Annotated in this window: 20 protein-coding genes; 8 read left to right on the plus strand and 12 right to left on the minus strand. The window is 72.6% G+C overall.

Annotation, left to right across the window (positions count from 1 at the left end):
- Nucleotides 1–196: 196 nt before the first annotated feature.
- Entirely contained in the window at nucleotides 197–586 is a 390-nt protein-coding gene (locus B9O00_RS20430; protein ID WP_085124582.1) for a PaaI family thioesterase, read from the plus strand.
- The gene (locus B9O00_RS20435) at nucleotides 583–1,479 is read left to right on the plus strand and encodes a DMT family transporter (RefSeq protein ID WP_085124583.1); all 897 of its coding nucleotides are present in this window, start codon (nucleotides 583–585) and stop codon (nucleotides 1,477–1,479) included. Before B9O00_RS20430 ends, B9O00_RS20435 begins: the two co-directional genes overlap by 4 nt.
- 182 nt (nucleotides 1,480–1,661) lie before the next feature.
- Here B9O00_RS20435 and B9O00_RS20440 read toward each other — a convergent pair whose 3' ends face one another.
- From B9O00_RS20440 to B9O00_RS20450, 3 genes are read right to left on the minus strand one after another with little or no spacing between them, the layout of a single operon-like run.
- Nucleotides 1,662–3,719, minus strand: a complete 2,058-nt coding sequence (locus B9O00_RS20440) for an oxidoreductase (protein ID WP_085124584.1) — start codon at nucleotides 3,717–3,719, stop codon at nucleotides 1,662–1,664.
- A 28-nt stretch (nucleotides 3,720–3,747) separates the two neighbouring features.
- A complete protein-coding gene (locus tag B9O00_RS20445) occupies nucleotides 3,748–4,935 on the minus strand; it encodes a mandelate racemase/muconate lactonizing enzyme family protein (protein WP_085124585.1) in 1,188 nt (395 codons plus the stop codon).
- 16 nt (nucleotides 4,936–4,951) lie between these two features.
- Nucleotides 4,952–6,511, minus strand: coding sequence for a trimethylamine methyltransferase family protein (locus B9O00_RS20450; protein WP_085124586.1), 1,560 nt, complete (start codon nucleotides 6,509–6,511; stop codon nucleotides 4,952–4,954).
- A 98-nt stretch (nucleotides 6,512–6,609) separates the two neighbouring features.
- On the opposite strand from B9O00_RS20450, the gene B9O00_RS20455 reads away from it, so the two are divergent.
- Complete coding sequence (locus tag B9O00_RS20455; protein WP_085124587.1) at nucleotides 6,610–7,518, plus strand: LysR substrate-binding domain-containing protein; 909 nt, start codon at nucleotides 6,610–6,612, stop codon at nucleotides 7,516–7,518.
- Nucleotides 7,519–7,576: 58 nt separating this feature from the next.
- Here the strand turns inward: B9O00_RS20455 and B9O00_RS20460 are convergent, their stop codons facing one another.
- Complete coding sequence (locus B9O00_RS20460) at nucleotides 7,577–7,930, minus strand: VOC family protein (RefSeq protein ID WP_200808598.1); 354 nt, start codon at nucleotides 7,928–7,930, stop codon at nucleotides 7,577–7,579.
- 4 nt (nucleotides 7,931–7,934) lie between these two features.
- The gene (locus B9O00_RS20465) at nucleotides 7,935–8,459 is read right to left on the minus strand and encodes a SixA phosphatase family protein (protein WP_085124588.1); all 525 of its coding nucleotides are present in this window, start codon (nucleotides 8,457–8,459) and stop codon (nucleotides 7,935–7,937) included.
- 173 nt (nucleotides 8,460–8,632) lie between these two features.
- Between B9O00_RS20465 and B9O00_RS20470 the strand changes: the two genes are divergently transcribed.
- Genes B9O00_RS20470 through B9O00_RS20480 form a run of 3 tightly spaced genes read left to right on the plus strand, consistent with a single transcriptional unit; the run spans nucleotide 8,633 to nucleotide 12,788 of the window.
- Nucleotides 8,633–10,813, plus strand: coding sequence for an RNA degradosome polyphosphate kinase (locus tag B9O00_RS20470; RefSeq protein WP_200808599.1), 2,181 nt, complete (start codon nucleotides 8,633–8,635; stop codon nucleotides 10,811–10,813).
- A gap of 9 nt (nucleotides 10,814–10,822) precedes the next feature.
- Nucleotides 10,823–12,373, plus strand: coding sequence for a Ppx/GppA family phosphatase (locus B9O00_RS20475; RefSeq protein WP_085124590.1), 1,551 nt, complete (start codon nucleotides 10,823–10,825; stop codon nucleotides 12,371–12,373).
- Between the two features lie 28 nt (nucleotides 12,374–12,401).
- On the plus strand, nucleotides 12,402–12,788 hold the full coding sequence (locus B9O00_RS20480; RefSeq protein WP_085124591.1) for a VOC family protein: 387 nt from the start codon (nucleotides 12,402–12,404) through the stop codon (nucleotides 12,786–12,788).
- 37 nt (nucleotides 12,789–12,825) lie between these two features.
- On the opposite strand, the gene B9O00_RS20485 is transcribed toward B9O00_RS20480, so the two are convergent.
- From B9O00_RS20485 to B9O00_RS20510, 6 genes are all read right to left on the minus strand, one after another.
- Nucleotides 12,826–13,812 (minus strand): cation diffusion facilitator family transporter, encoded by a 987-nt coding sequence (locus B9O00_RS20485; RefSeq protein WP_235017160.1) that lies wholly within the window; start codon nucleotides 13,810–13,812, stop codon nucleotides 12,826–12,828.
- Nucleotides 13,813–13,893: 81 nt separating this feature from the next.
- On the minus strand, nucleotides 13,894–14,712 hold the full coding sequence (locus B9O00_RS20490) for an ABC transporter permease (protein WP_085124592.1): 819 nt from the start codon (nucleotides 14,710–14,712) through the stop codon (nucleotides 13,894–13,896).
- The gene (locus B9O00_RS20495; RefSeq protein ID WP_085124593.1) at nucleotides 14,709–15,335 is read right to left on the minus strand and encodes an ABC transporter ATP-binding protein; all 627 of its coding nucleotides are present in this window, start codon (nucleotides 15,333–15,335) and stop codon (nucleotides 14,709–14,711) included. The genes B9O00_RS20490 and B9O00_RS20495 overlap by 4 nt, the downstream gene beginning before the upstream one ends.
- 231 nt (nucleotides 15,336–15,566) lie before the next feature.
- Nucleotides 15,567–16,352 (minus strand): phosphatase PAP2 family protein, encoded by a 786-nt coding sequence (locus tag B9O00_RS20500; protein WP_085124594.1) that lies wholly within the window; start codon nucleotides 16,350–16,352, stop codon nucleotides 15,567–15,569.
- A gap of 67 nt (nucleotides 16,353–16,419) precedes the next feature.
- Nucleotides 16,420–17,616, minus strand: a complete 1,197-nt coding sequence (locus B9O00_RS20505) for a type 1 periplasmic-binding domain-containing protein (RefSeq protein ID WP_085124595.1) — start codon at nucleotides 17,614–17,616, stop codon at nucleotides 16,420–16,422.
- The gene (locus B9O00_RS20510; protein WP_085124596.1) at nucleotides 17,606–18,595 is read right to left on the minus strand and encodes a PQQ-dependent catabolism-associated beta-propeller protein; all 990 of its coding nucleotides are present in this window, start codon (nucleotides 18,593–18,595) and stop codon (nucleotides 17,606–17,608) included. Before B9O00_RS20510 ends, B9O00_RS20505 begins: the two co-directional genes overlap by 11 nt.
- Before the next feature lie 275 nt (nucleotides 18,596–18,870).
- Between B9O00_RS20510 and B9O00_RS20515 the strand changes: the two genes are divergently transcribed.
- Nucleotides 18,871–20,538: a pyrroloquinoline quinone-dependent dehydrogenase gene (locus B9O00_RS20515; RefSeq protein ID WP_200808600.1), complete on the plus strand. Its 1,668-nt coding sequence runs from the start codon at nucleotides 18,871–18,873 to the stop codon at nucleotides 20,536–20,538.
- A gap of 112 nt (nucleotides 20,539–20,650) precedes the next feature.
- The gene (locus B9O00_RS20520; protein WP_085124598.1) at nucleotides 20,651–21,229 is read left to right on the plus strand and encodes a c-type cytochrome; all 579 of its coding nucleotides are present in this window, start codon (nucleotides 20,651–20,653) and stop codon (nucleotides 21,227–21,229) included.
- 11 nt (nucleotides 21,230–21,240) lie between these two features.
- Here the strand turns inward: B9O00_RS20520 and B9O00_RS20525 are convergent, their stop codons facing one another.
- The gene (locus tag B9O00_RS20525) at nucleotides 21,241–22,224 is read right to left on the minus strand and encodes an ankyrin repeat domain-containing protein (protein WP_085124599.1); all 984 of its coding nucleotides are present in this window, start codon (nucleotides 22,222–22,224) and stop codon (nucleotides 21,241–21,243) included.
- Nucleotides 22,225–22,248: the final 24 nt, after the last annotated feature.

A 22,248-nucleotide genomic window follows, 5' to 3' on the forward strand; every position in this document is an offset into this window, starting at 1 on the left:
GAGCCGGCCCGTGCGGCGCGCGTGCGGGTGCCGGGCGACTCGCCGGAAATCCTGGGATCGAGAGTGCCCCGGGGCGCCGCGCCGGATCAAGGCTCGCGAGCCCGCGCCGGCCCTGCATGCCTGTCCTTCGAGGCAGCCGGTCGCGCGGCGCCGCGAAATCGGCTAAGCCGGAGCGTCCGGGGCGAGGGGAGCGGGCATGGCGGTCAGGATCGACGAGGCGGACCTGAAGCGGATCCGCGAGCAGCTGCCCTGGCTCGACATGCTCGGCATCGAGATCGCCGAGATGGCCGAGAACCGCGCGGTGCTGACCCTGGCCGACGCCGCCATGTACTTCGCGATCCTGGCGACCATCGGGCCGGTCGAGATGGCGCTGACCACCTCGCTGTCGATCAACTTCCTCAGGCCGCCGCCGCCCGGCGCGCTGCGCGCCGACTGCCGGATCCTCAAGCTCGGCAAGCGCCTGGCCTATGGTGAGGTCTTCCTCTACGCCTCGGCCGCCGACCCGGAGCATCCGGTCGCGCACACCACCCTGACCTACTCGATTCCCCCGGACCGGCCCAGTTCACCGGTGAGCCCAGGCTCTTGACGGACGGCAAGAAACCCCTCTGGCTGCGCCTCGCGCCGGCGATCTTCCTGCTGCTCTGGTCGGGCGGCTTCTCCTTCGCCAAGTTCGGCCTCGCCCACGCCGAGCCGATCACCTTCCTGGCGCTGCGCTACGCCCTGGTGCTGGCCGTGCTGCTGCCGCTGGCCCTGGTGCTGCGGCCGCCGCTGCCGAAGCGGCGGCGCGACTGGGGCCACCTGGTGGTGGTCGGCTTCCTGATCCAGGCGGTCTACTTCGGGCTCAGCTACTACGCCTTCTATCTCGGCATCTCGGCCGGCGGCGTCGCCCTGATCGTCGCCCTGCAGCCGATTCTGGTCGCGCTCATCGCGCCCTGGATCTCGGGCGAGAAGATCCCGGCGCTGCGCTGGCTCGGCCTGCTGCTCGGGCTCGGCGGCGCCGGCCTGGTGATCGCCTCGCGCTACGCCGTCGAGGTGACCTCGCTGCTCGGCGTGCTGGCCGCGGTCGGCGCGCTCCTCGGCATCACGACGGCGACGCTCTACGAGAAGCGCTTCGGCCTGCACCACCACCCGGTCACCTCGAACGCCGTGCAGTACGCCGTCGGCCTCGCCGCCGTGCTGCCGCTCGCCTTCTTCACCGAGTCGATGCGGGTCGACTGGACGCTCGAGCTGGGCGTCGCGCTCGGCTACCTGGTGATCGGCAACTCGCTGATCTCGGTCACCCTGCTGCTCGCCATGGTGCGCCACGGCGAGGCCAGCCGGGTCTCGGCCCTGTTCTTCCTGGTGCCGCCGATGGCCGCGCTGATCGCCTGGGGCCTGATCGGCGAGCAGCTGCCGGCCCTCGCCTGGGCCGGCATGGCGCTGGCCGCCGGCGGCGTCGCCCTGGTCGGCCGGCCGGGCCCGAGGGCGCGGCGGGTGTAGGGGCGGGAAACCGAGCCCGAAGTCGACTCCCTCTCCGCTCCCCTTGGGGAGGGGAGAGGGCCGGGGTGAGGTGAGGGGTACGGACCTTCCCCCTGCTCCGGCGCAGCCGTACCGCTCACAATCCCCCACCTCTCCCTGCCCTCTCCGCCCCCCGGGGGCGGAGAGGGGACTCCGGAGGGGCCTCAGAAGTCCTTGGCCAGCCTCAGCGCGTCGTAGATCGCGGCGTGGATGTTGCGGCAGGAGACGGCGTCGCCGATGCGGAACAGGCGGAAGGCGCCCTCGGGATTGCGGACCAGGGTCTGCGGCCGGCCCGCGAGCAGGGCCTCCTGGTCGACCTCGCCGCGGTTGGCGGAGAGCGGCTTGAGGGCGAAGTAGAGCTCGTCGAGCGGCAGGGTGCCGTGCTCGACCACGACCTGGTCGACCCGGCGCTCGACGAGGTCGCGGCTGTAGTCGCTCCACAGCAGGGCGGTCAGGGCGTTGCCGTCGCGGCGCACCGACTTCAGGCGGCGCCCGAGGGTGATCGTGGCGTCGGCCTTCTGGAAGGCGGCGAGGTAGGCGGGATAGTTCATGCCGCCGACGTCGGGCGCCAGGATCCGCTCGGGCGTGACGAGCTCCAGGCGCGCGCCGGCCTCGCAGAGCGCCTCGGCCGCGGTCAGGCCCGGGTGGCCGCCGTTGTCGTCGAACAGCAGGACCGACTCGCCCGGCTTCGCGGCGCCGGAGAGCAGGTCCCAGCTCGTCGTGACCAGCTCCTCGCCCTCCTTGAGGAAGCCGGTGTTGGGCAGGCCGCCGGTCGCGACGACCACGAGGTCGGGTCGCTCGGCCAGCACGTCGCCGGCCTCGGCGTAGCGGTTGAAGTGCAGCGGCACGCCGAGCCGCTCCAGCTCGGCGAGACGCCAGTCGACGATGCCGAGCAGCTCGCGCCGGCGCTGCAGCGCCGCGGCCAGGACGATCTGGCCGCCGGCCCGGTCGCCGGCCTCGAAGACCACGACCTCGTGGCCGCGCTCGGCCGAGACGCGCGCGGCTTCCAGGCCGGCGGCGCCCGCGCCGACCACGACCACCTTCTGCCGAGGTCCGGCGCTGCGCTCGACGACCTGCGGCATGGTCAGCTCGCGGCCGGTGGCGGCGTTGTGGATGCAGAGCGCTTCGCCGTTCTCGTAGATCCGGTCGATGCAGTAGGCGGCGCCGACGCAGGGCCGGATGCGGTCCTCCTCGCCGCGCGCGACCCTGGCGGCGATGTGCGGGTCGGCGAGGTGGGCGCGGGTCATGCCGACCAGGTCCAGGTGGCCCTCGGCGACGGCGTGGCGCGCCGTGGCGACGTCGGCGATGCGCGCGGCATGCATCACCGGCAGGCCGAGCTCGGCCTTGATCCGGCTGGCCGCCGCGAGGTGCGGGGCGGCCGGCGTGCCCATGATCGGGATGACGTGGGAGAGCGCCTCGTCGCTCTCGATGTGGCCGCGGATCACGCTGAAGAAGTCGAGGGTGCGGTCGCCGGCCAGGGCTCTGGCGATCGCCAGGCCCTCGTCGGCGCCGAAGCCGACCGGTCCGGCCTCTTCCTGCCAGGCCTCGTCGACCACCAGGCGGATGCCGACGACGAAGCCGGAGCCGACCTCGGCGCGGATCGCCGCCAGCACCTCTCGGGTGAAGCGCAGGCGGTTCTCGCGGCTGCCGCCGTACGCGTCGCTCCGCTTGTTGGTCGCCGGCGACCAGAAGCCGTCGAGCAGGTGACCGTAGGCCTCGATCTCGATGCCGTCGAGGCCGCCGTCGCGGCAGCGCCGGGCGGCCGCGGCGTACTGCGCGACGATGCGCGCCAGATCCCAGTCCTCGGCCTCCTTCGGGAAGGCGCGGTGCGCCGGCTCGCGGAGCGGGGAGGGCGCGACGACCGGCAGCCAGTCGCCGGTGTTCCAGCCGGTGCGCCGGCCGAGGTGGGTGATCTGGCACATCACCGCGGCGCCGTGGCGGTGCACCGCCTCGCTGAGCTCGGCGAACCAGGGCACCACGGCGTCGTCCCAGACCCGGATGTTGCCGAAGGCCGCGGGGCTGTCGCGCCCGACGATCGAGGAGCCGCCGATCATGGTCAGGGCGATGCCGCCCTTCGCCTTCTCCTCGTGGTAGGCGCGGTAGCGCTGCTTGGGCAGGCCGTCCTCGGTGTAGGCCGGCTCGTGGCTGGTGCTGACGATGCGGTTGCGCAGCGTCAGGTGCTTGAGCCGGAACGGCTGGAGCAGGGGATCTTTCGAGGTCATGGGTCGGGGCGGCTCCCGGTCGGGCTGATCAGTGGAGGGGCAGGCGCCGGAAGCGGCCGGGCGCGAGGGGGTCGTGGAAGTGGTCGAGCGGGCCGTGCTCGACCAGGTGGCCATGCCAGCGCGCCAGGGCCTCGCGGTCAAGGTCGACGCCCAGGCCGGCTCCCTCGGGCACGGCGACGACGTCGTCCCGCTGGCGGAACGGCCCGCCCTCGATCACGTCCGCGACCTGCCAGCGGAACAGCGACTGGCTGGGCTCGGTGATCCAGGGCTGCGCCGCGACCATGTGCAGGTAGGCGGCGGTCGCGATGCCGGAGTCGCCGGAATAGCACCAGAAGCCGACGCCCATCGCCTCGCAGGCGCCGATGAAGCGCACCGCCCGGGCGATGCCGCCGAGCACGGCGAAGTTGGTGACGATCGTGTCGGGCACGCCGAGCGCGACGGCGCGCCTCAGGTCCGGGACGTGGCTGGAGAAGGGGATCGCCGAGTGCTGGCGCAGCGCCTTCATCTCCTCGAAGGTCGCGACCGGGTCCTCGTAGTTTCGGATGTCGTAGGGCTCGATCTCGCGCAGCACGCGCCGCGCCGTCGAGAGCGACCACTGCATGTTGGAATCGAGCCGGATCACGGCCCCGGGGCCGAGCGCCTCGCGCAGCAGCCGGACCGTGCGGATCTCCAGCAGCGGGTCGCCGAGGATCAGCTTGCCTTCGAAGAGGCTGGAGCCGTGCGCCTCGCGCATCGCCAGGCAGTAGTCGACCACCGCCTCCGGGGTCGTCTCGCCGCCGCGGCCGTCCCGCTCGGCGCGGAAGCCGAAGTACTCGGTGAAGGGGATCGCCTTGCGCACGGCGCCGCCGAGCAGCTTGTAGAGCGGCTGGCCCCAGGCCTTGCCGCGCAGGTCCCAGAGCGCGATCTCGACGGCGCCGAAGGCCTTCACCGCCGAGGCGTCGTCGGTGTTCTGGACGATCTGCCAGGGCGGCAGGCAGAGCGCCTCGCAGCCGGCGATGTCGAGCGGGTCGGCGCGCGCCGCGACCAGGCGCTCGCCGAGCGCCTCGATCGCGCGCACGACGTCGACCGAGGGCGCCTCGCCGAGCCCGACCAGGCCCTGGTCGGTCTCGACCTCGACGATGGTCTTGGAGGTGCCGGGATAGTGGCCGCCGGTCCACCAGAGCGGCGCCTCGAGCGGCAGGTTGACCGGTGTCGCCCTGAGGCCGGTGATGCGCATCGCCCTTGCCTCCCGGTCAGTGCCAGGCGTCGGGCACGGCGGCCTTGCGGCGCGCCACGAAGTCGCGCAGCGCCTCGTCGACCCCCGGGTCGATCGGCGGCGGCTCGTAGTCGGCGAGCAGCGCCTTCCAGCGCGCCAGGGCGCGGGTTGCGGCGTCCTTCGAGCCCTGCTCCTCCCACTGCTCGACGCTCTCCGAATCCGAGAGGCGGGCGTCGTAGAAGGCGGTCTCGTAGTTCGCCAGGGTGTGGCTGCAGCCGAGGAAGTGGCCGCCGGGAGCGACCTCGTCGTAGGCCTCGACGGCGAGGCCGTTGTCGTCGGTCGGAAAGCCCTTGAGCAGCACCTGCATGGCGCCGAGCCGGTCGGCGTCGAGCACCAGCTTCTCGTAGCCCATGGTCAGGCCGGACTCGAGCCAGCCGGCGGCGTGCAGCACGTAGTTGGCGCCGCCGAGCACGGTCGAGTGCAGGGAGTCGGCGCTCTCGTAGGCGGCCTGGGCGTCCGGTATCTTCGAGGCGGTCAGCGCGCCGCCGCAGCGCAGCGGCAGGCGCAGGCGGCGGGCCAGCTGGCCGACCGCGTAGTTGGACAGCACCGGCTCGGGCATGCCGAAGGTCGGCGCGCCCGAGCGCAGGCTCATCGAGGACAGGAAGCTGCCGAGCACGACCGGCGCCCCGGGCCGCACCGCCTGGCAGAAGGCGACGCCGGCCATCGCCTCGGCCAGGGCCTGCGCCAGGGCGCCGGCCGTGGTCACCGGGCCCATGGCGCCGCCCAGGATGAAGGGCACGACCAGGATGCCCTGGTTGGCCGCCGCGTAGACCCGCATCGCCTCGGTCGCGACCTTGTCGTACATCAGCGGCGAGTTGACGTTGACGTTGCCCAAAACGACGCAGTGCGCCTCGAGGAAGCCGGCGCCGAAGGCGAGGCGGGCCATCTCGATCGTGTCCTCGGCGCGCTCCAGCGCGGTGATCGAGCCGAGGAACGGCTTGTCCGACCAGCGCAGGTGGGCATAGAGCATGTCCAGGTGGCGCTTGTTGACCGGCTGGTCGCAGGGCTCGCAGACCGTGCCGCCGGAGTGGTGCAGCCAGGGCAGGCGCCAGGCCAGCTTCACGAAGTTCTCGAAGTCGGCGAGGGTGCCGTAGCGCCGGCCCTGCTCCAGGCAGCGCACGAAGGGCGAGCCGTAGGCCGGCGCGAAGACCGTGTTCGGCCCGCCGATCGTGACCGAGCGCGCCGGGTTGCGGGCGTGCTGCACGAAGCGCTCCGGCGCCAGCGCGCAGAGCCGCCGCGCCAGGCCGCCGGGCAGGCGGACCCGGACGCCCGCGACCTCGGCGCCGGCGGCACGCCAGATCCGCAGGGCCTCGGCATCGTCGCGGAACTCCAGGCCGACCTGCTCCAGCAGCCGGTTGGCCTGCCGCTCGATGCGCTGCAGGCCCGCCTCGTCGAGCAGGTCGAAGTAGGGGATCTTCCGCCCGGCTCCGGCGGTCCCGGCCGTGCCGCCGCCGCCCGGCGCGGCTGCCGCCCGGCGTGCCGCGCGGTCGATGCGGGGGCGTCCCGCGCGCGTCGTCGGCGCCTCTGCCTCGGCCATCGGCGGGCTTCCTTTCGGGCTGTTTCGGGCGCCAGTCTAGCTTTGCCAGGAGGTGGCGTGATCGTTGTAAAAAATGGGGCATCAGATAAATTCAGCTTATGCAGAGCCTGCGCCGCCTGATCGGCTCGACCAACGCCCTCTTGGCCTTCGAAGCGGCGGCCCGGCACGGCTCCTTCACGCGTGCGGCCGAGGAGCTCAACGTCTCGCAGCCGGCGGTCAGCGCCGCGGTGCGCCAGCTCGAGGCGGCGCTCGGCACGGCGCTGTTCCGGCGCGGCCACCGCAGCGTCGCGCTGACCGAGGTCGGCCTGCGCTTCCAGGCCGACGTCACCCTGGGGCTGGCGCACATCCGCGCCTCGGCCGAGCGGATCGCCCTGGAGCATCGGGCGCCCCACGTCACGCTGTCGGTCTCGACGGCCTTCGCCAACTACTGGCTGCTGCCGCGCCTCTCCGACTTCCGGCGGCGCCATCCCGAGGTCGACCTGCGCGTCCAGACCAGCGACCGCGAGCTGGAGCTCGGCGGCGGCGGCTCGGTCCTCGCGGTGCGCCGCGGCCGAGGCGGCTGGCCGGGCTACGACGACTTCCGGCTGGCCGGGGAGTGCATCTTCCCGATCGCCGGGCCGCGCTTCCTGGCGCGTGCCGGCCGGCCGGCCTCGGCCGCCGAGCTCGCCGGCTGCGCCTTGATCCACCTCGACGAGCCGTTCCGCCTCAGGCCCGGCTGGGCCGACTGGTTCGCGGCCCAGGGCCAGCCCTACAGCGACCGCGGCGAGGGCCTGCGCCTCAACGACTACGGCCTGGTCGTGCAGGCGGCGATCGCCGGCGAGGGCGTGGCGCTCGGCTGGCGCCATCTGGTCGGCCCGCTGGTCGAGCAGGGCCTGGTCGAGCGGCTGCTCGAGGCGGCGCTCGCCGACGGCACCGGCTTCTACGTCGTCTGGCCGCGCGCCATGCCGTTGGCCCCGCAGGCCGAGCTGGTGCGCGACTGGCTGCGCGCCCAGGCCGAGTGGTCGTAGGGGCCGGTCACAGGGGGCGAGCGGTCACAGAGGGTAAGCGGTCACAGGGGGCGAGCGGTCAAAGGGGCCGGGCGAAGGAGAGCTCGTGGCCGTCGGGGTCGGTGATGTGGAAGTAGCGCTCGCGCCAGGGCGCGTCGCGCGGCGCGAAGTCCGGTTTCAGCCCGGCGGCCAGCGCCTGGGCGTGGAAGGCGTCGACGTCGTCGACGTAGAAGATCGCCCGGCCCCAGAGGCCTGACCACGCGCCCTCGGCGCGGAACAGGTTGAGATGGCAGGCGCCGGCGTGGAACGAGGTGAAGGGCGCGTCGGCGCCGCCGTACTTCAGGCGGAAGCCGAGCGTCGAATAGAAGGCGACGGCCCGCGCCATGTCGCGGGTCGCGAGCGTCACGGCGTTGAGCGAGGTGACCTCGGCCAAGGGGCTACCCCAGCGCCTTCGGCGTGACGAACTCGACGAGGCGCGCCGTGCCCGGCGCGATCGCGTCCCAGGGGCCGTCCAGCTCGAAGACGGCGAGTCCCGCCGTCGGGAACTTGGCCGAGAGCGCCTCCAGGGCCGCGGGCGCCGAGCCGGGACCGGCGAGCTGCGTGGCGAGGTTCTCCAGGCCGGGGTTGTGGCCGACCAGCAGCAGCGTCTCGGCCGCCGGGTCCGCGCTGCGGATGCGCTCCAGCAGGCGCGAGGGGGCGGCGAGGTAGAGGCTGCGCAGCAGGCGCAGGGGCGGCGCTGCCGGCAGCTCCGCGGCGACCAGGCGCCAGGTCTCCTGGGCGCGGGCCGCGGTCGAGCAGAGCACCAGGTCCGGCCGCAGGCCGCGGGCCTTCAGCGCTCGGCCGAGGGCGCTGGCGGCGCGCCGGCCGCGCCTGGCCAGCGGCCGGTCGAATTCGCGCTGCTCGGGGTCGTCCCAGCTCGACTTGGCATGGCGCAGCAGGTATAGGCGGCGGCTCGGCGGCAAGGTCGCTCCTTCCTGCCGGGCGCGGCGGGCGGGCTGGCCCTGTGGCCGGCGCGCCGCCCGGTCCGGCTGGGTTTCGTCGGCTGTTACGCTACTGTAGCTTTGAATGGCTAGTCTACGCGGCCGCCCGGCAGGCCGGGGTGCGGACCGGGCCGGGGCGCCGAGGAGGAACAGTCGTGGACACCAGCGTCGAACCGGTCGCGGCCGAAGCGGCGTCGCAGGGCGAGCCGCTGCCGGACAGCACCTCGCCGGCCCGCTTCATCAATCGCGAGATCTCCTGGCTCGCCTTCAACGAGCGGGTCATGGAGGAGGCCTACAACGAGCGCCACCCGCTGCTCGAGCGGGTCCGCTTCCTGTCGATCTCGGCGAGCAACCTCGACGAGTTCTACATGGTCCGCGTCGCCGGCCTGAAGGCGCAGGTGCGCAACGGCGTGCGCGAGATCAGCCAGGAAGGCTTGACCCCGGCCCAGCAGCTGGCGGCGATCAACGCCCGCGCGGCCAAGCTGATGCACCAGCAGCAGCACTGCTGGCGCCAGCTGCGCGACGACCTGCGCGAGGCCGGCATCGCGGTGCTGCAGCCGGGCGAGCTGACCGCCAAGGAGCGCAAGTGGCTGGAGACCTACTTCGACGAGCAGGTCTTCCCGATCCTGACGCCGATCGCCATCGACCCGGCGCACCCCTTTCCCTTCATGCCGAACCTCGGCTTCGCCATGGTCGTCGAGCTCTACCGGCCGAGCGAGGGCGAGTTCATCAACGGGCTGATCCCGATCCCGACCCAGGCGACGCGCTTCGTGCGCCTGCCCGGCCGCGGCTGCCGCTTCCTGGTCATCGAGCAGATCATCGAGATGTTCGTGCAGCGGCTGTTCCCGGGGGTCGAGATCCAGGGCCGCGGCATGTTCCGCGTGGTGCGCGACAGCGACATCGAGATCGAGGAGGAGGCCGAGGACCTGGTCCGCCTGTTCGAGAGTGCGCTGAAGCGCCGGCGCCGCGGCTCGGTGATCCGCCTGACCATGGACGACATGCCCGACCCGATGCGCAACTTCGTCGTGCGCGAGCTGGAGGTCGAGGACGACGACCTCTTCGTGCTCGGCGGCCTGCTCGGCCTGTCGGATACCCGGCAGCTGATCGTCTCGGACCGCCAGGACCTGATGTTCGAGCCCTACAGCGCGCGCTTCCCGGAGCGCATCCGCGACTACGACGGCGACTGCTTCAAGGCGATCGCGGCCAAGGACATCATCGTCCACCACCCCTACGAATCCTTCGACGTGGTCGTGCAGTTCCTGCGCCAGGCCGCCGACGACCCGCAGGTCGTGGCGATCAAGCAGACGCTCTACCGGACCAGCGAGGACTCGCCGATCGTGCGCGCGCTCGCCGACGCCGCCGAGGCCGGCAAGTCGGTGACCGCGCTGGTCGAGCTGAAGGCCCGCTTCGACGAGGAGCGCAACATCCGCTGGGCGCGCAACCTGGAGCGCGCCGGCGTGCACGTCGTCTACGGCTTCATCCGCCTGAAGACCCACGCCAAGGTCTCGCTGGTCGTGCGGCGCGAGGGCGGCGGCCTCAAGTCCTACTGCCACTTCGGCACCGGCAACTACCACCCGATCACGGCCAAGATCTACACGGACCTCAGCTTCTTCACGACCGATCCGGTGCTCTGCCACGACGCCGCCCGGGTCTTCAACTACATGACCGGCTACGCCGATCCCGGCGAGCTGGAGAAGCTGGTCATCGCGCCGATGTACCTGAAGCCGAAGCTGCTGGCCCTGATCGACCAGGAGATCGAGCACGCCAGGGCGGGGCGGCCGGCGGCGATCTGGGCCAAGCTCAACTCGCTGGTCGAGGGCGAGGTGATCGACGCGCTCTACCGCGCCTCCCAGGCCGGCGTGCAGGTCGACCTCATCATCCGTGGCATCTGCTGCCTGCGCGCCGGGGTCAAGGGCCTGTCGGACAACATCCGGGTCAAGTCGATCATCGGCCGCTTCCTGGAGCACAGCCGCATCGTCTGCTTCGGCGACGGCCGCGGCCTGCCGAGCCCCCACGCCAAGGTCTTCATCTCCTCGGCCGACTGGATGCCGCGCAACCTGACCCGCCGGGTCGAGACCCTGGTGCCGATCGAGAACGAGACGGTGCACCAGCAGGTCATGGACCAGGTCATGATGGCCAACCTCAAGGACGAGGCGCAGAGCTGGACGATGGGCGCGGACGGCGAGTTCGTGCGCATCAAGGCGGGAGCCAACGCCTTCAGCGCCCAGCACTTCTTCATGACCAACCCGAGCCTGTCCGGGCGCGGCAGCGCGCTGCACAAGCAGCGCGGCCGCGCTGCCTCGGGGCGCGGCGGGCGCGGCCGGAAGGCGGGCTGAGCGCAGCCGATGAGCAGCGTCTCCGGACAGGTTGCCGCGATCGCGCCGCTGCCGAGGCGCGAGCAGCGCGCGGCGCAGGACGAGCTGCGCGTCGGCGTCGTCGACATCGGCTCGAACTCGATCCGCCTGGTCGTCTTCGACGGCCTGAAGCGCGTGCCGGTGCCGATGTTCAACGAGAAGGTGCTGCCCGGCCTCGGCCGCGGCCTCGCCGAGAGCGGCAAGCTGAACGAGGAGGGCGTCGCGGTCGCGCTCGACAGCCTGGAGCGCTTCGCCGGCCTGGCCCGCGCGATGGGCGTCGCCCGGCTCGACCTGCTGGCGACGGCGGCGGTGCGCGAGGCGAGCAACGGCCCCGAGTTCGTCGCCGAGGTCGAGCGCCGCTGCGGCCGGGCGGTGGCCATCCTGTCGGGCCAGGAGGAGGCGCGGCTCTCGGCGCTCGGCGTGATGTCCGGCATGCCCTCGGCGCGCGGCGTCATGGGCGACCTCGGCGGCGGCTCGCTCGAGCTGGTCCGCCTCGAGGCCGGCCAGGTCCAGGACAGCGTCACCCTGCCGCTCGGCCCGCTGCGCCTGACCGACGAGAGCGGCGGCGACCGCGAGCGCGCGCTCGCCTTCGCCGCCCGGGAGCTGGACAAGGTCGCCTGGCTGGCCGAGGTGCCGGCCGACGCGCTCTATCCGGTCGGCGGCGCCTGGCGCGCGCTGGCGCGGCTGCACATGGACCACACGGTCTATCCCCTGCACATGATCCACGGCTACGGCATCCCGCGCGGCGAGGCCGAGGAGCTGGTGCGCCTGGTCGGACGGCTCGGCAAGCGATCGCTGGCGCGCATCGGCAGCGTCTCGAAGCGGCGCCTGGAGACCCTGCCGCTGGCCGCCCTGGTGCTCGAGAAGGTGCTGGAGCGGGTCAAGAGCAAGCGGGTCGTCTTCTCGGCCTTCGGGCTGCGCGAGGGCTGGCTGTTCGACAGCCTGCCGGAGCCGGAGCGCGGCCTCGACCCGCTGCTCGCGGCGGCCGAGGACTGGGCCGCGCGCGAGGGGCGCTTCCCGCAGCTGGCGCCGGCGCTGACCGACTGGACGGCGCCGCTGTTCCCGAACGAGAGCGCCAGCGCGGCCCGCCTGCGCTCCGCCGCCTGCCGGCTGTCGGACATCGGCTGGCGCTACCATCCGGACTACCGCGCCGAGCAGATCCTGCTGCGCATCCTCAGGGCCCAGGAGCTGTTCGTCGAGCACCACGAGCGCGCCTTCCTGGGCCTCGCCCTGCACCACCGCTACGGCGGCAAGCCCGAGGACGAGGGCCTGGAGACGACGCGCGCCCTGCTGCGCCCCAACAAGACGCGCCGTGCCGAGGCGCTGGGCGCGGCGCTGCGCCTCGCCTACGCGACCTGCGGCGGTGCCGAGCAGGGGCTGCGCGAGACCGCGCTGTCCTGGGACGGCAAGGACCTGCGCCTGCTGATCCCGTCCGACACCTCGGTGCCGCCCGGCCAGACCCTGGAGCGGCGCCTGCAGACCCTGGCCGACGCCCTCGACGCCGGCAAGGCGGAGATCGTGCGGGAAGCGCCGAAGGGCTGACCGCTCCGGGCAGAGAAGGAGCCTCGCCATGCTCGACCACATCGGTTTCGCGGTCTCGGACCTGGAGCGCTCCAAGGTCTTCTACGCCGCGGCCCTGGCGCCGCTCGGGATCGCGCTGATCATGGAGGTGACGGCCGAGCAGACCGGCGCCGGCGGCCACGCCGGCTTCGGCGCCGAGGGCAAGCCCTTCTTCTGGATCGGCGAGGGCGGGCCGGCGGCGACGGGCGTCCATGTCGCCTTCACGGCGCCCTTGCGCGCCGTCGTGGAGGCCTTCCACGCGGCGGCCCTGGAGGCCGGCGGCAGGGACAACGGCGGGCCGGGCCTCAGGCCGCACTATCATCCCGACTACTACGGTGCCTTCGTGCTCGACCCCGACGGCAACAACGTCGAGGCGGTCTGCCACCGGCCCGCGTAGGGCTCAGGCGGTCGTAGGGCTCAGGCGGTCGTAGGGCTCAGGCGGTCGTCGCCGGCTCCTGCCGCCGCGCAGTGGCCTCGCCGCAGTCGCCGGCGTCGGCGCAGTCGTCGTGCTCGATCTCGACCGTCGCGTGGGCGATGCCGAAGCGGTCCTTCAGGCGCGCCTTGATCGCGGCGGTGATGCGCTCCGGGTTGCGCGCCCCGTCCGACCCGGGCTCGATGCGGGCGTGCAGGGTCATCATCCGGCGCTTCTCGGTGATCGACCAGGCGTGCAGGTGGTGGACGTCCTCGATGCCCTCGAGGGCGACCAGGTCGGCGGCGACGGCGCGGGTGTCGAAGCCGCGGGGGGCCGCCTCCAGCAGGATCCGGCCCGACTCCTTCACGACGTACCAGGCGCTGCGCAGGATCAGCAGCACGACCAGCACCGAGAGCAGCGGGTCGATCGGCATCCAGCCGGTCAGCAGGATGACGACCGCCGCGGCGATCGCGGCGACCGAGCCGAGCAGGTCGCCGAGCACGTGCAGCGCGGCGCCGCGGACGTTGAGGTTGTCCTTGTCGGCGCCGTGCAGCACCCAGAAGGACAGCAGGTTGACGAGCAGGCCGGCGACCGCGATCACCAGCATGGTGTCGCCGAGCACCGGCACGGGGTTGCGGAAGCGCTGCACCGCCTCGACCGCGATCACCGCGGCGATGACGAAGAGGCCGATGCCGTTGACGAAGGCGACCAGCACCGAGAAGCGGTCGAAGCCGTAGGTGCGCTTCCAGTCGGCCGGGCGCCGCGCGACGCGGAAGGCGAACCAGGCGAGCAGCAGCGCGGCGAAGTCGGTCAGCATGTGCCCGGCGTCGGCGAGCAGGGCCAGCGAGCCGGCGACCAGGCCGCCGCCGGCCTCGACCAGCATGAACAGCCCGGTCAGGGCCGCGGCCACCGCCATGCGCTTCTCGTTGCCGGCGCCGACGTCGGGCACGTGCGAGTGGTCGTGCGCGCCGTGGTCGTGGTCATGGCCGTGGTCGTGCGAAGGGGTCACCGGACAGCGCGGACTTCAGGGAGCATCGCGAAGAGACATAGTGCATCGGCCAAGGATCGCCAACCGCCGGCTCGAGGTCACTCAGCCGGCCTCCGGGCTGGCGGCGCGCAGGCGGTCGAGGCGCAGGCGGTGGCGGGCGTCGGTCAGGCGGCGCACGCCACCGAGTACGGCGAGCAGCACGCCGAGGCCGGTCGCGCCGCCGATCAGGAACATGATCAGCAGCTGGTACTTGACCGCCTCGGTCGGGTCGACGCCCGAAAGGATCTGGCCCGACATCATGCCGGGCAGGGACACGACGCCGGTCGCGGCCATGGAGTTGATGATCGGCATCATGCCGCTGCGCAGGGCCCGGCGGGTCACCGGCCGCAGCGCCCGCCAGCGCGTCGCGCCGAGCAGCAGCTGGGCCTCGACCGCCCGGCGCTCGCGGTCGAGCGTCGCCGAGAGGGTGTCGAGGGCGAGGCTGACGCCGGTCAGGGCGTTGCCCAGGATCATGCCGAACAGCGGCAGGGCGAAGCGCGGCGACCACCAGGGCTGCGGCTGGATCAGCGCCGAGAGGCCGACGACGATGACCAGCGTCGCGGCCAGCGCCATGGCGGCGCCGCCGAGCGCGAAGCCCCAGGGCCCCCTGAGCTTGCGCTCCTGGCGCGCCCAGACCTCGCGCGAGGCGAAGCCGATCATGGCGAGCCCGACGCCGGCGGTCAGCCAGGGCGACTGGATCGCGAAGATCGCCTTCAGCAGCAGGCCGATCAGCAGCAGCTGCACGACCATGCGCCCGGCCGCGACGGCGATCTGCCGGGCGAGGCCGAGGCGCAGCCAGATCGACAGGCCGGCGTTGAGCACCAGGAACAGCCCGGCGAGGCCGACGTCCCAGTAGGAGAGGGAGAGGTAGCTCGCGTTCATCGCCGCGGCTCCGCGCCCGGTGCCGCGCCCGGCGCCGGGCCGACCAGCCGGCCCTTCTCGATCTCCAGGACGCGGTCGGCCAGGCGCTCGGCCTGGCTGTGGTCGTGGGAGACCAGCAGGATGGCGCGGCCGGCCTCGCGCTGCCGGCGGATCAGCGCCTCGACGGCGTCGCGCGCCTCGGGGTCGAGCGCCGAGGTCGGCTCGTCGAGCAGCAGCACCTTGGGCTCCTGCTGCAGGGCGCGGACCAGGGCCAGGCGCTGCTTCTCGCCGGTCGAGAGGCGCGCGACGGCCCAGTCCAGGCTCTCGCCGGGCAGGCCGAGCGCCTCGATCTCGGGGCGCGCCTCCTCGGGCCGGGCGAAGTGCTCGCCGACCCGGTCGGCCCACCAGCCGCTCTCGGCCGGCAGGTAGGCGACCCGGCGGCGCCAGTCCGGCGCCGGCAAGGCCGCGCGCTCGACGCCGTCGAGCGCGACCCGCCCCTCGCTCGGATCGAGGTCGACCAGGGCGCGCAGCAGCAGCGACTTGCCGGCGCCCGAGGGCCCCCGCAGCGCCAGGATCTCGCGGTCGCCGAGCGACAGGTCGATCGGCCCGAGGTTGGCGGCCGTGAGCCCCTCGACCGTCAGCATCGGCGCGACTTCTCTTGCCCGCCCGCAGCCCCGGGCGCTCGCCAGTCCATCCGGTACTCCCTTGTCCCGCCGCTCGTTCCGCCGGCGGCTTCGGGGCAGCGACAGCTTAGCCGAGGCAGGAAGAGGCGGCCAGCAGGGCCGGTTGCACTTTCCCTCTCCGCCCCGGGGGGCGGAGAGGGCAGGGAGAGGTGGGGCGTTCCCTGCCGATCCGTCCCCGCCGGCGTCGAAGTCTCATTCCCCCACCTCTCCCCGGCCCTCTCCGCCCCCACGGGGCGGAGAGGGAGTCTCGATGGTCGGCCGGTGTGCTACGGCGGCGGCTGCCTTTCCATCCCCCTCCCGCCGCTCCCGATCCACCCGCAGCGCCTGGGCCACGCCCCAGCAGGCCAGCGCCCAGGCGGCGCCGGCGGCCCAGCCGGCCAGCACGTCGCTCGGCCAGTGGACGCCGAGGTAGACCCGGCTGACCCCGATGATCAGCGCCAGGAAGACGGCGAGGGCGAGGATGTAGAGCTTGAGGCGCCGGTCGCGGGCGAGGCGCGCGACCAGGGCGCCGAGGGTCAGGTAGACGACCGCCGAGAGCATGGCGTGGCCGCTCGGGAAGCTCGAGGTGTAGACGTACTGGCCGTGCGGCACCAGCTCGGGCCGCGGCCGGTCGAAGCCCCACTTGAGCAGGGTCGAGGCCAGCGTGCCGCCGCCGGTCGCGAGGAGGACGAAGAGGGCGGTGCGCGCCCGCCGCGCCAGCAGCAGGAAGCCGAGCGTCGCCAGGATCAGGATGGTCAGCACGCCGACGCTGCCGAGGCCGGTGACGTCGCGGGCGAACTCCTCGAGCCAGCGCGGGCCGAGCGGGTCGGCGGGGTCGGCCGGACTCCGGAAGGCCAGCAGGATCGCCCTGTCGAGGCCCTTGGTGTCGCCCTCGACGACCTCCTCGGCCAGCTCGACGAAAACCCAGAGCGCCGAGGTCGCGGCGACGATCGCCCCGAGGATGCGCGGCTCCAGCCAGTCGGTCAGGCGCGTCTTCATCGCGGCTCCCTTCGCTCGGCGGCCCTCGCCGCAGGGCGCCGACCATAGGCCGCCGTCCGGCCGCGGCTCAATGCGCCGCCTTGCAGCGGGTCTCCGGACGGTCGGCGCCGAGCGTGTCGAGCGTGTTGGTCTGGTGCAGGAAGCCGTCGAGCGGCGCCCGGGCGATCACCGCGTCGTGGGTCGCCAGCAGGATCGGCTGGCGCAGCTGGCCGTCCCAGGGCCGGAACGAGCCGATCGCGCCCTTGTAGGTGTCGAGGTTGACGGCGTCGGAGGTGACGTAGGCGGCGAGGGTGCCGGGATCGGTCGAGCCGGTGCGCACCGCGGCCTCGATCAGCGCCTTGACCGCGACCCAGGCGGCATAGTCCTCGTCGGCCATGGCGCGGCCGGCGATCTTACGGAAGCGCTGGTTGAGCTGCGGCGCGCCGTAGCGCTCCCAGGTCCAGTGCCAGGCGTGGGCGACCAGCCCCTCGGAGCCGACCACCGGGCGCGGCAGGAAGGTGTCGTAGGGCACGTAGCGGCCGAACTCGCCGATGCTGTCGACCAGCCAGACCACGTCGTAGTCCTCGTCGGCGGTCATCAGCGCGACGTTGCGCTCGCTGCGCTGGCGCGGATCGTTGCCGAGCAGGAAGGGCCTGACCGCCGCCAGGGTCAGGCCGAACTTGGCGAGCGAGCCCTCGACCGCCCCGAGGACGCGCGCGTCCTCGGGCTGGTCGCCGGCCAGCACCAGGACCCGGCGCCAGCCCTTGCGCGCCAGCTGCTGGGCCAGCGCGTCGCTCAGCATCGCCTCGCTCGGGATGGCGTGCAGCAATCCGGGCAGGCAGGCGGAGCCGCGCAGGTCGTCGTCGCGCAGGCGCAGGTTGATCGGCAGGCCGCCCTCGGCGAGCATGGCCTGGGCGAGCGCCAGCAGTGGCGTGCGCGGCAGGTCCAGCAGGACGATCCCGGCGCCGGCGGCGGCGAGCTCGCGGGCCAGGGCGGCGGGGTCGCCCTGCGCGGGCAGCTGCCGCTCGACGAGACCGAACGTCAGGCCGGCGGCGCGGCCGATCACCCGGCTCTCGGCGAGCGCCGTCTTCGCGCCCTCGACCGCGGGCCTGTGCTCGCGCAGCTTGAGGCCGGTGTAGAGCCGCTGCTCGGCGAACCAGGGATCGCCGTCCCGGGTCACGTAGCCGAAGGTCAGGCTGCCGCCGGCCCGGGCAGGCTGGACGCCGAGCGGCAGCAGCCCGCAGAGCAGGGCGGCGAGCAGGACGGCGAGGATCCTAGCGGTCATCGATCAGGATGCCGTAGGGGGTGCGTCCGACCGGCACCGAGCGGCGGACCTTCAGGCTGTCGGTGTCGACGATCGAGAGGTCGTCGGACAGGCCGTTGGCGACGTAGAGCGTCTTCTCGTCGCCGCTGAGCGCGAGGCCCCAGGGCCGCGACCCGACCAGCACGTACTGCCGGACCTTGCGCGTCGCGACGTCGACCACGGCGACGTGGTTGGCCCGGCCGAGCGCGACGTAGGCGGTCGTGCCGTCGCGGGTGATCAGTAGGTCGACCGGCGTCACCTGGTCCTTGCGGAAGCCGGGCGGCAGGAAGGTGACGTCGCCGATCAGCTTCAGGGTCTCGACGTCGATGATGTCGGCGATGCCGGCCAGCTCGCAGGTCACCCAGAGCTGCCTGCCGTCGCGGCTGAGAGCGAAGCGGCGCGGGCGGGTGTCGACCAGCAGGTCGGCCTTCACCTTCTGGGCCGCGACGTCGATGACGTGGACCATGTTGGCGGCCTCTGAGGTCACGAAGACGTAGCGGCCGTCGGGGGTCGCCAGCACGCCCTCGGGCTCCTCGCCGGTCTCGAACTCGGCGACCAGCTCGCCGGTCTCGATGTCGTAGACCGAGGCGGCGGCATCCTCCTCGTTCGAGACGTAGAGGTGCCGGCCGTCGGGATGCAGCGCGAAGGTCTCGGGCTCCTCGACGCCGCGGATGCGCCGGACCAGCTTGCGCGTCGCGGTGTCGTAGATGCCGATCTGGTTGTCGTCGCCGCAGGCCACGAAGAACTGCGCGCGGTCGGCGCTGAAGCGGATGCCGCGCGGCCGCGCGCAGGTCGGGATCGACTCGACCTTCGTGCCGTCCGGCTGCAGCACGGTCAGGCTGTTGTCGCCCTCGTTGGTGACCAGGATCAGGCCGCTCGCAGCCGCCGCGCCGGCCAGCGGCGCCGCCGCCAGGACGGCGGCCAGGACGGCAGCGAGGACGCCCCCCCGCAGTTGGCGCATCGTGCGCTCCTCCCCCTTCGGCCCCGTTGGTCGGGCCTGATGCATTCGACGGGCCGGCAGCGCCGCTGTCAACTTCGGGTGGGCCGCCGGCCGACCGCGAGGCCCTCGTGACAGTTGATCGCTTCCAGGTTGCGTTCTATCATACGGATACTAGAGGCGTTTCGGCAACGACACCTGTCGTCATCATCAAGAACTCATCAGAGCGCCGACGCCCAAGGGGAGGGAAACCGATGAAGAGATTGTGCTGGGCGACTTGCGTCGCCACGGCGGTAGCCGTGGCTGCAGTCTTCGCTTCGGGGCCGGGTGCGTCCGCCCAGGAGGTGCACAAGGGCACGCTCTACGGCGACATGCAGACGGTCACGCAGGACATGCTGAGCCGGGCGGCCGGCGACGGTAACAACTTCCTGCACACCAACGGGAACTATGCGCAGACGCGCTACTATCCGGCGCGCCAGATCAACACCTCGAACGTCTCCAAGCTGCGGCCGGCCTGGGTCTTCCAGACCGAGGTCTCGGAGAGCATGGAGACCACGCCGATCGTCGTGAACGGCGTGATGTACGTGACCACGGCCTTCAACCACGTCTACGCGCTCAATGCGAAGACCGGCGAGGAGCTGTGGCACTTCAAGCACAACATGGGGCCGATCACGACCTACTGCTGCGGCCCGAACAACCGCGGCGTCGCGGTCTCGGGCAACAAGGTCTTCATGGGCACCCTGGACGCCAAGCTGGTCGCGCTCGACGCGGCGACCGGCAAGCAGCTCTGGGAGGCCGAGGTCGCCGATCCCGAGCAGGGCTATTCCGAGACGATGGCGCCGACCGTGGTCGACGGCAAGGTGCTGATCGGCACCAACGGCGGCGAGTACGGCATCCGCGGCTTCGTCAAGGCCTACGACGCCGAGACCGGCAAGCTGCTCTGGAGCTTCGACACGATCCCCGAGAACTCGGTCGGCGTCTGGGCGACCCACGACGCGACCGGCCGCGACATGCACCGCGACATCGCGGCCGAGAAGGCGGCGCTGGCCAAGATGGGCGATCCCTACAAGACCCTCGGCGGCGGCGTCTGGCAGAACCCGGCGGTCGACCTCGAGTCCCGGCGCATCTACTTCGTCGTCGGCAACCCCTCGCCGGACCTCGACGGCTCGGTGCGGCCCGGCGACAACCTCTACACCGACAGCCTGGTCTCGCTCGACCTCGACACCGGCAAGTACGTCTGCCACTTCCAGTACATCGCCCACGACGTCTGGGACCTGGACGCGGTCAGCCCGCCGATCCTGACCATGGTCAAGGACAAGGACGGCAAGATGGTCAAGGGCGTGCTGCACGGCGGCAAGACCGGCCACGTCTACGTCCACAAGGCCGACGACTGCAGCCTGATCCGCTTCTCCGAGGCCATGGTGCCGCAGGAGAACATGTGGGCGCTGCCGACCAAGGAAGGCACGCGCATGCTGCCGGGCGCGAACGGCGGCGTCGAGTGGTCGCCGATGGCGGTGAACCCGGACCTCGAGCTGGTCTACGCCATCAACCTGCACCAGCCGATGAACTACTTCGTCGAGGGCACGCCCTATCCCGAGGGCAAGCTCTGGCTCGGCGGCGCCTTCAAGGTCATCCCGACCGAGGAGCAGTGGGGCAACGTCACGGCGGTCGACTACGACAGCGGCAAGATCCGCTGGAAGGTCAAGACCGCGCAGCCGATGATCGGCGGCATCCTGGCGACCGCCGGCGGCCTGGTCTTCACCGGCGAGGGCAACGGCCAGTTCAAGGCCTACGACGCCGAGACCGGCAGCCAGCTCTGGGCCTTCCAGGCCGGTGCCGGCGTCAACGCGCCGCCGGCCTCCTATACCGTCGACGGCAAGCAGTACGTCGTCGTCGCGGCGGGCGGCAACGCGCAGCTCAACTACAAGCGCGGCAACAACATCATCGCCTTCACGCTGGCCGATTGAGCCTGCGTCGGGTCATCCTGGGCGGGGCCGTCCCTGGTGGGCGGCCCCGTTCCCTTGCCGGCCCCCGGCCGGCCGTGACCTGCCTTCCGAGCCGCATTCCATGAGGAAGCCCATGCGTCCAGCCTTTCGCCTCTTCGGCTGCCTGTGCCTCTGCCTCGCCGTCCTCTCGGGGCCGCCCGCGGCGGCCCAGGAGGCCCCCGCGAAAGCCGCCGTCTGCGCCGGCTGCCACGGCGAGAACGGCGTGCCGACCGGTCCGCTGGTGCCGGTGATCTGGGGCCAGGAGTTCTATTATCTCTACGTCCAGCTGCGCGACTTCGCGGCCGGCCGGCGCAAGAGCGAGGTCATGACGCCGATCGCCGAGGAGCTGTCCAAGGACGACATGAAGGCGCTCGCCGGCTGGTTCTCGAAGCAGACCTGGCCGACCATCCGCCACGAGGTGCCGAGCGACGCCCAGACCGCCGAGGCGCTGAAGTTCGATACCGCCGGACAGTGCTCGGCCTGCCACCTCGGCGGCTTCAACGGCAACAGCCGGGTGCCGCGCCTGGCCGGCCAGACGGCGAGCTACCTGCTCCAAACGATGACCGCCTTCCGCGACAAGACGCGGCTCAACGCCCCGGACATGAACAACATCATGGCCGGCAGCTCCGACGAGACCCTGGCGGCGACCGCGGCCTACATCTCGGCGCGGTAGGCCGGACGATCCTATCGCGCGAGGGCCTGCCGGACCGCGTCGTCGGCGGCGAGGTCGAGGGCGGTCTTGCCCTGGCCGTCGCGGATCGCGGGGTCGGCACCGGCCTCGAGCAGGGCCTTGACCGCCAGCGAATGGCCGCGCTCGGCGGCGATCATCAGGGCGTTGCGGCCGCGGTTGTCGAGCGGCCCGACCTTGGCGCCGCGCGCCAGCAGCAGCTCGACGGTCGCCAGCCCCTCGGCCTCGGGCGCGTCGTTGGCGTGGCCGGCCGCCCACATCAGCGCGGTCAGGTCGTTGCCGTAGCGCCGGTTCGGATCGACCCCGGCGTCGAGCAGGATCTTGACGACCTGGGTGAAGCCGCGCCCGGCGGCGTAGACGATCGGCGCCTTGCCGCTGCGGTCCTCCGCCTGGGGATCGGCGCCGGCGGCCAGCAGGATCTTCACCAGGCGGGCTTCGCCCGAGAAGGTCGCGGCGTCCAGCGGCGTCACCCCCTGCTTGTTCGCGAGGTTCGGGTCGGCGCCGGCCGAGAGCAGCAGCTCGACGACCTTGCGGCGCCCGGCCAGCACGGCGCGCAGCAGGGCGCTGCTGCCGGCGAGGTTGGTCTGCCCGACGGCGGCGTGCTGGCCGAGCAGGTAGGCGACGAGGTCCTCGTGGCCCATGCGCGCGGCGATCAGCAGCGGCGTGTTGCCGAAGCGGTCGCGCGCCTCGATCGCGGCACCCGCCTCGACCAGCGTCTCGGCCTCGGCCAGGCAGCCGCGGCCGGCGGCGTCGAACAGCAGGAAGTCGAGCTCGCGCCGCTCGCCGTCGGCCTTCTTGCGGTCGATGTCCTGGGCGATCTCGTTGCAGGCGATGCCGGCGCCCTTGCTGGAATAGACCGCCGGTGCGTCGTCCGGCGAGCCGGTCTGCGCGAGCGCGCCGCCGGCCCCGAGCAGCAGCGCGACGACGCAGGCGGAAGCGGCGAGCCCCGCCGCCTTCCGTGACGAGCCGGCCCCAGCCATCACCGTCCTCCCTGTCAGCTTCTT

Source organism: Tistlia consotensis USBA 355 (assembly GCF_900177295.1).
In the GTDB taxonomy this organism is placed as follows: Bacteria; Pseudomonadota; Alphaproteobacteria; order Kiloniellales; family DSM-21159; genus Tistlia; species Tistlia consotensis.